Source organism: Oleiphilus sp. HI0123, from assembly GCF_001635315.1.
In genome coordinates, this window is record NZ_LWGE01000857.1 from 1 (window position 1) to 8,602 (window position 8,602).

An 8,602-nucleotide genomic window follows, 5' to 3' on the forward strand; every position below is an offset into this window, starting at 1 on the left:
TTTAAGGTGGTTGTCGATGAATCTCACGAGGCACTTACAGCCGTCATTCAAGATGTTGAAGGCTTCAAAGAGTGGGCGATCAGTGTATTGATTTCTGAGCGAGTACTGTATGAAGAATCTGATCCCGATACTTATGTTTATACAACCTATAACTTTACCGGTGCCTACAATAGAGACGCTCTAAGCCGGTATTCTATGGTGACGGATATTGAGGGACGCAGAAACCGTATTAACTTTATCACCGTAGATAAGCCTTATGAACCACGAGACTTACGTTTAGTTCGTTTCCCTTTAATGGCGGGCTACTGGCAGTTTACAAGCCTGGGTAATGGTCAGACAGAAATAGAACATCAAAGTTTTACTCAGCCAGGTGGCTTAGTACAGAGCACCTTGTATCACTTGTTTAATGTTGCTTATCTTGATTCTTCATTCGACACAATTCGAGCATTGCTGGCACAAGCTAAGAGGCCTAAGTACCAAGACGCACTGGAGTCAGGCTTATCCATTCTTGCCAAAAACAAATAACTAAGCCTAATACGAAGGATTGACGGATGGCGTCACAGGGAGCAAATAAAGGGACTGCGCTGGTTATTGGTGGAAGCATCTCAGGCATGTTATCGGCAAAAGTTCTTTCAGAGCACTTTGACTTGGTGGTGATTCTAGAAAAAGATGCTGCACCGGACGAGCTCTCTTCAACGTCGGGAGAGTTATTTCGAAAGGGGCTTCCGCAAGCCGCGCATCAACACCTTTTATTACTTAAAGGTCGCCAATTATTCGAAGAGTTTTTTCCTGGCTTTGATGCAGAGCTTGAGCGTTATGGGGCTCCCTTAGTTAACTACTCTGAAGATGTTTCTTTGTTTATAGGCGAAGGTAAATTACCGCGTTTTGAGTCTGGCTTGGATTTGAGGGTATGTCGTCGCCCTTTAATTGACAGAGTGGTGACTGAGCGGATAGAGAGTATTGAAAACATTGAGCGTCGTTACGCTTGCCAAGTGAGTGGCTTCATACTGAATAATGATAACTCGCGAGTGACAGGGCTCCGATATCAACAAGGGAGTATAAGTGCTGAAAAAACATTGCGAGCAGACTTGGTTGTTGATTGCTCGGGCCGAGGTAGCCGGACGCGAACTTGGCTCAAGAAAGAGGGCTTGTCAGAGGTAAGCGGGACGCATGTTAACCCCAAGCTAGGGTATGCCAGTCAGTTATTCGAGGTTCGACCAGGGCAGCAGGTTAAACCTATTGAGGTTGCCCCTCATGCGCCAACAAGTCCTCGTGCTGCAGGCTTGTGGCCCGTCGAGAATAATAAGTGGCTGCTCACTCTAATCGGTATGAATGCTGTGTATCCAGGTAATGACCTTAATGGGTTTACTCAATTTGCTGCTGAATTGCCAACCAAATATATTCATCGTGCCTTGAGTGATATGTCGCCGGCCTCTGGTATTACACATTTTCGAGGAACTGAAAATGTATGGCATCGCTATGATCAAATGAAAGATCATCCTTCGGGCCTGCTTGTAATGGGGGATGCGATGTGTGCATTCAACCCGCTATATGGACAAGGTCTTACACTAATTGCAATGGCTGCGAAGTCTTTAGCGTTGCGTTTAGAGCAGGGGGCGCGCTCGGGTTTCTCTAATACGTGGGCACGTAGAACCTATCGACGTTTCAATCGATTCTTTTTTACTGCGTGGATGATAGCTATCAGTGAAGATATGCGCTGGCCTGAGACAGAAGGGCGTAATATTCCTTGGTATTTAAACGTATCTTATCGCTATATGGATAGATTGCTCGCGGCCTGTATACATTCAAAACCTTTAGCACATTGCTGCTTATCGATTGCCAATATGGTGAGCTCACCGCTTAGCCTGCTTCGGCCTGACGTGATGTTAAAAGCCTTTTGGTTTGGCAGAAAGAAACAGGTAACGTTGAGAGAGGAATGCTCATGACGACTTGTCTTGATTTGACAGCTGAAAGGTCATTGGCTGCATCTGCCACTAAGGTAGGCTCTGCAGAGCGGGTTTTACTTCCATTCAAAGAAGACAGCTTGTCAACAGAAGATAAACAAAGCTTACTTCAACGTTATGGCTGCCAGTCCAGCTCTTATTTTAACTTGCAAGCCGGTGTACAACATTTTGGTTCTGCACATCGGGGCTATGTTTCCTATTTTCGTCAGCGTTTCCTTGGTTCTGAATTCAATATTGCGTTTACCCGCCCGGTGTGTGCTGATGAGGACTTTCACCCCTTATTAGATGCGTTAGAAGCGTCAACGAAGCGACCAAGTATTTTCATGGCAGTTGATGCTGATTGTGCGAGTGCTTTGATAGATCGGGGTTATCGATGTAACGATATGGGGGTTGAGTATTCGCTCTCACTCAACAGTTTTGATGTCAAAGGGAAAGAGAAAAAGTATCTGCGCTGGGCATCTAACTTTGGACGTAGGGGCTTTGTTGTTAAAGAACAGGCTTGGTCTGAGGTGAATGAAGATAGAGTTCGGGATATTTCCGAGCGCTGGCGACAAACCAAGGCGGTGACTAAGCGTGAACTTAGGCTCATTACTCGGCCGCCAGAGTATAGAGATGCTTGGGGAGTCAGGAAGTTTTTCTGTTACCTAAAAGGAGAGCTCGTTGGATATGTGTTTTTTGATCCCTATTTTCAGGATGATAAGATCATAGGTTATACAGCTAATATCATTCGCGCTTGCCCTGGGATAAAACCGAATGGCTTTCTAGATTATACAATCCTTGAAGCAATGAAGGTTTTTCAGAAAGAAGGTGTTGCTCGTTTGTCACTGGGCTTAGCACCCTTGCACGAGCTTCAGAGCTTTCCACATGAGATTGCTTCATTACGCTACTTGCAACAATTAATGTATCGCTATGGAAGTTTTCTATATGCGTTTCAAGCACTTGCTTACCATAAAACTCGATATCGAGCACAGAGTGAACACTGGTTCCAATGTATTCCTCCGGGGATCTCGTTGCCTAAAGCAACCATTGCTACCTTAAAAGCAATACAGGTTTTTTAGTGATGTCTGAAGATAATTCTTTTGTGAGAGGTCGTTATGACAGAACGGCTAGGTTCTACGAAAAGGCCGTGCATTTATATAGTGGTGGTAAGATCATTGCGAGTAAGCGTTGGCAGCTGCGTGACATAAAGCCCGGTGATAAATTACTGTTTGTGGGGGCGGGAAGCGGTGAAGATGTGGTACTTGCTGCGCAAAAAGGTGCCGAGATTACTGTCGTTGAACTTTCACCTAAAATGCTAAAGCGTATTGAATGTAAGCTAGAGAGATTAAGCTTGAACGATCGCGTCGTGCTTGTCCTGGGTGATGCATTTAAGCACCTTAAGGACAGCTATTATGACTATGTGGTAGCGAATTACTTTTTGAATGTCTTCGCTCACCCATTGATGATCGAAATGCTAAATCATCTAAGCTTGCAGCTTAAACCGGGTGGCAGCCTAATGGTTGCGGACTTTGCTCCGGTCAGTGGAAACCTAGTGCAAAGGCTATGTCAGCGGCTTTACTATTACTCAGCTCTATTCGCATTTCATTTAATAGCGAAAAACCCGATTCACAAAATCTACGACTATACACTTTATGCGAAACAAGCAAACTTGAGGGTTAAGCGCTGCCAAATGTTTAAGGTGCTTCCCGGACAGTCTGCTTGGTATCGGGCTTTAGAGCTAGTTCGAAAATAAAGCTTTCGAACTAGCTAATTTAGGGCCTAAGCGCTATAACGCTGTCGAAGTGCTTCGATACGTTTGTCTAGCGGTGGGTGACTCATAAACAAACCGCCTAAGGAATTCTTAAGTTCACCGCTAATACCAAAGGCTATCATTTCAGAAGGCATTTCACTTGGCTTATCATATTCAGCCTGCAGGCGTGCAAGGGCACTGACCATCGCTGCGGGGTTGACTAGCTCCGCTCCTGCTATATCTGCTCGATATTCTCTACGGCGGCTAAACCAGAACACAATCGTACTAGCGAGCACACCTAATATCATCTCTGCGATGAAAGTGGCGATAAAAAAGCCCATGCCATGACCATTATCATTTTTGAATACCGCTCTATCAACGAAGCTACCGATAATACGCGCAAAGAACATAACGAATGCATTCACGACTCCTTGGATAAGGGTGAGGGTGATCATATCTCCATTTGCGACGTGCCCGATTTCATGCCCAAGTACAGCCTTAACTTCCTCACGGCTCATTTTATTGAGTAAGCCTGTGCTTACCGCGACTAAGGCGTTATGTTTATTCCAGCCGGTTGCGAAAGCATTAGCTTGTGCACTGTTAAATACGCCAACCTCAGGCATACCGATATTGGCTTTATGAGCGAGTTCCTGCACCGTCGTATAGAGCCATTTTTGGTCAGCGTTTTGTGGCTCTTCAATCACTTGAACTCTCATACTGCGTTTTGCCATGAATTTTGACATCAGCAAGGAGACGACTGAGCCTGCCATACCAAATATCAGGCAGAAGATAAGGAGGTTATTGTAGTCCAAACCCTGTGCAGTCATATAACTGCCAACCCCGAGTAGGCTAAGCGTAAAGCTAGCGACTAATACAACGGATAAGTTTGTGGCTAGGAATAAAAATATTCTCATCATTTTGGTTTATCTCGCGTGTGGTGTTACCTGCGAATATATGGCCTGAGTGAAAAATATCAAGTCTTATAAGGTTCAATATGGAGTAGGTTTAATGTGTTATTGATACCGTAGTTTGTCCGTTTTGGACAAACTACGGTCGCATATGCGAGCTCAAATGGCCGAACAGATTAATGTGCTTTGTTTATCCAATGTTTGCTTTCGAGTTCTATCAGACTCTGAAGCTCAACTATTTGTTCCTATTTTTATTATTATCTAGCGTTACTTTTAACATGCACCTCTTGAAGTTATTACATTAAAGATAGCGCACAATAATTAAATTCTTATGGACATCCCACGGCGGTACTTGTTTAGTGCTTTTTCTTATGTTAATTTTTGTACATATTCGTTAACGTTAGAGGGAAGGCAGCGTTAGCGGCCATGGAGTGTATTTAACAAAGGATTGTTGCTGCGATGCAAATGGACTTGGATGAAAGAGAAAGCCTAGCAGCTCTTCAAACCTATTTTTGGCTATTCCATGCCATAGCTTCCCCGTTTCTAGGGTTTATTTTCGTAACACATGTCTTCCTTCGTGGACTGTGCCTTATTGCCCAAGATACCTTCGTACTTCATCTTCCAGCTCTCAATATAAACCGATAAAGGATTTCAGTGATGTCTATGTCTCCGTGTAGTTATGCATGTTCTCAGTATGAAGTGAGTTCAGCTCAGCGAGATAGTTACAGTGTATTAAATAACTTACGTTGTTTACTGTTGGTGATTTTTCTTCTTTTATCAGCAAGCTTGTCGGCAAATACTCGAACTATCATTGTTGATACTGACATAACTCAGGGAGCAGATTATTCGAGCCTATCAGAAGCTATTTTAGGGGAGACTGGAACGCTCTCTGCCCCACTAACGATTCGTGTCAGAGCATCATCAGGCCTACCAGATACTATGAAGGTAAGAATTGATGATATTGAGACGACGACTGATTCGCCGCTCACTATCATATTTGAAGCTGGTTATATTCTTGACCATACGGCTACAAAGGATAATCAATACGCGGTTGATATTAGAAGTGACTATGTCAATTTGCTTGGAGAAGGTGGAAAGATAGTCGTTCGAAATAATGGCTATAATTTGGCGGTAGGGGTTTCTAGTGGTGAAAAAGAAACTGCCGATTCGTTGATCACAATTAGTAATATGATTATCGAGGGAGTTAGTTCGGGCTATCGAACTAATTTCGGTATTTGGGCAAGGGCTAAGAATACTAAGCATGTGCTAAAGAACAACGTAATTTATGGGTTCATTGGCGAGGGTGCGTATGGTGTCAAACTTAATGGGGAAGGGTATGTTTACAATAATACCGTGATAAAGAACACCACAGGCCTTCGATGGGATAATAGTACAGGCGAGTTCTACAATAACATATCTACGTGGAATGCGTATACTGACTACTATGTATGGCAGAATTGGTCTGGGCTTACATCCTCACATAATATTGCATCGGATAGTACAGGGCCAAACGAAGACCACAACAACTTATCAGTAAAATTTCTTGATCCCTTAGTAGACGACTATTCACTGCACCCGCTTGATCTCGTTGCTTTCGACCAGGGAATGGAGTTATCACAAGCTTCTTACCCTTTCAATACAGATCACAACTCACTCTTGAGAGCAGGCGCATGGGATATAGGTGCTTATACGCTCCACTCTGGCTCAATAGATTCTGATAATGATGGGATGCCTGATCGATGGGAGGCGAATTACCAACTCGACACCACCGTAAATGACGCAAACATTGATCTGGATAGCGACGGGCTAAGTAATAAAGAAGAATACCTTAACGGCTCATCACCTCTTAACAGCGACTCAGACAGTGACGGTGTTGACGACTTTCAGGAAGTCTCCCAAGGGACTCTGCCGTCAATTAGCAATATCGTAAAAGAAATAATTGTAGATACTGATGTAGATTCTGGCGCTGACTTCAATAACCTGGAGGCAGCTCTTGCTTCAATAAGAGGTATCTCAACTCAACCCCACATTATTCGGACCAAAGCATCTACGGGGTTGCCAGACACTGTTGCTCCAAGAATTTCTAGTATTTATACAGACCGTTATACAGCGCTTACAATTGTTCTTGAGGAAGGTTATGTCTTAGATGTGTCAGCACCAAAGAGTTACTTTCATGCGGTGGATATCACAAGTGAATACGTTACGCTGCGAGGCAAAGGCGGTAAGCTTGTTGTACGAGATAATGGCTACGTAGCAACCTATGGTATTTTTAGTTACCGCCAATCCAAAGACTCAGTTGTTACTATTGAAAATCTTAAGATCGAAGGCCAAATGAGTAATGCAGAGTCTTCATATGGGTTTAAAGCAGTCAATAAACATAATGTTCACGTGGTACGAAATAATGTTGTCACCGGATTTTCTGGCTCAGGTGCCTATGGAATATTTGCGTATTATCAGACTTACCTATACAACAATACCGTTGTTGGAAATCGTACAGGTATCAAGTGGTACGAATTGTCAGGCGCTGTATTTAATAATATCGCTGTAAACAACACGATTGACTTTAACCGTTGGCATAGCTGGAGCGGCTTTCAACATAGCCACAATATAAGTTCAGATGATACCGCCTCGGGAGCGAGCAACAGAAATAAAACTGTCGAGTTTTCTAATCATCCAGTATCACCTTACTCACTCAGTGCTCACGATATTGTTGCGCTCGACAGAGGAACAAACCTCAGCACAGCGGCTTTTCCGTTCAATTATGATCATGATAATTCCGTGCGTAGTGACGCATGGGATATTGGTGCTTACAACTACTCTGCAGGGCAGAATGAATCGCCAGTTATAGTGTCTGAACCCTTAACGCTAGCAGCTGAAGGCGAGCACTATAGCTATCAAGTACTTGCTATAGATGCTGATGGGGACATCCTTTCATATAGTTTGAGTTCCTCCGTACCTGAAATTCAAATCGATGCTGACTCGGGGTTAGTCTCGTGGTTGCCAGGCTCTCAATATGTTGGGGCAGTTAATATAGAAATTACTGTCAGTGATGGCCAAACGGAAGCAGTTCAGTTATTTACGCTTAACGTCGAAGAGACTACACCTGTCAACGTTGCACCCGAAATAACATCGACACCAGAGCTAGGAGCGTTTGAGTCGGTTGCTTACAGCTATCAGATTGAGGCATCGGATGCTGATGGTGATCATCTACAATATTCCCTTATTAATGGCCCGGTCGGTACAGTAGTCGACTTGGATACGGGTATTTTAATATGGACCCCTTCCTATGATGACTCAGGAGAGCATGCCTTTACGATATCTGTGACAGATACAAACTTTGTTGTAAACCAGAGCTTCACTTTAAATGTTACTAACACTAATAGAGAACCTCAGATTGCTTCAGTGGAGCCAATTAGCGGTCAGGAAAGTGTGCTTTATACCTATGATGTTGAGGCTGTAGACCCTGATGGAGATAGTCTAGTATTCTCATTGGCTACTGGCCCACAAGGAATGCATATCAATAGTGAGTCAGGTTTAATTACATGGCTACCAAGCTATGCTGATGAAGGGGTTCATGCTGTAGCGGTTGATATAGCTGACGGTAATAGTGCCGTAATAAGGCATGAATACAATTTGATGACCCTTAACTTCAATCGCCCACCGGTCTCAATTGCACAAGAAATCGTTACTAATGAAGATACCTTAGTCAATATTACTCTTTCAGGGACTGATGAAGACGGTGATAGCTTATCTTACTCAATCGTGTCTTCAGTATCGAACGGAACCCTGTCTGGTTCCGTTCCTAATCTGATTTATTTACCTAATGAAAACTATGGTGGGAATGATAGCTTTACCTTCTCAGTGAATGATGGCGAAGCAACATCAGTTCCGGCGACTATTAATTTGTCCATTATGGCGGTTAATGATGTACCCGTTATTGCATCAACCCCAATGTTGTCAGCGATAGAAAGTGAACTCTATCAATACCAAATAGTTGCTAC

General features: G+C 43.5%; 6 protein-coding genes. 5 read left to right on the plus strand and 1 reads right to left on the minus strand.

From position 1 onward, the window contains the following. The 4 genes from A3761_RS27320 to A3761_RS07445 form a co-directional block, all read left to right on the plus strand. Window positions 1-525: hypothetical protein (locus tag A3761_RS27320; RefSeq protein WP_068750056.1), on the plus strand; the 525-nt coding region annotated here is incomplete at its 5' end. Between the two features lie 26 nt (window positions 526-551). Continuing rightward, the gene (locus A3761_RS07435; RefSeq protein ID WP_068553812.1) at window positions 552-1,946 is read left to right on the plus strand and encodes an NAD(P)/FAD-dependent oxidoreductase; all 1,395 of its coding nucleotides are present in this window, start codon (window positions 552-554) and stop codon (window positions 1,944-1,946) included. Further along, window positions 1,943-3,022 carry a DUF2156 domain-containing protein gene (locus tag A3761_RS07440; RefSeq protein ID WP_068510409.1) on the plus strand — a complete coding sequence of 360 codons (1,080 nt, stop codon included), beginning with the start codon at window positions 1,943-1,945 and terminating at the stop codon, window positions 3,020-3,022. The genes A3761_RS07435 and A3761_RS07440 overlap by 4 nt, the downstream gene beginning before the upstream one ends. Before the next feature lie 2 nt (window positions 3,023-3,024). Then, on the plus strand, window positions 3,025-3,696 hold the full coding sequence (locus tag A3761_RS07445) for a class I SAM-dependent methyltransferase (RefSeq protein WP_082870201.1): 672 nt from the start codon (window positions 3,025-3,027) through the stop codon (window positions 3,694-3,696). Between the two features lie 26 nt (window positions 3,697-3,722). Here the strand turns inward: A3761_RS07445 and htpX are convergent, their stop codons facing one another. After that, window positions 3,723-4,610, minus strand: a complete 888-nt coding sequence (htpX, locus tag A3761_RS07450; RefSeq protein ID WP_197470002.1) for a protease HtpX — start codon at window positions 4,608-4,610, stop codon at window positions 3,723-3,725. Window positions 4,611-5,258: 648 nt separating this feature from the next. Between htpX and A3761_RS07460 the strand changes: the two genes are divergently transcribed. Further along, window positions 5,259-8,602: tandem-95 repeat protein (locus tag A3761_RS07460; RefSeq protein ID WP_156491720.1), on the plus strand; the 3,344-nt coding region annotated here is incomplete at its 3' end.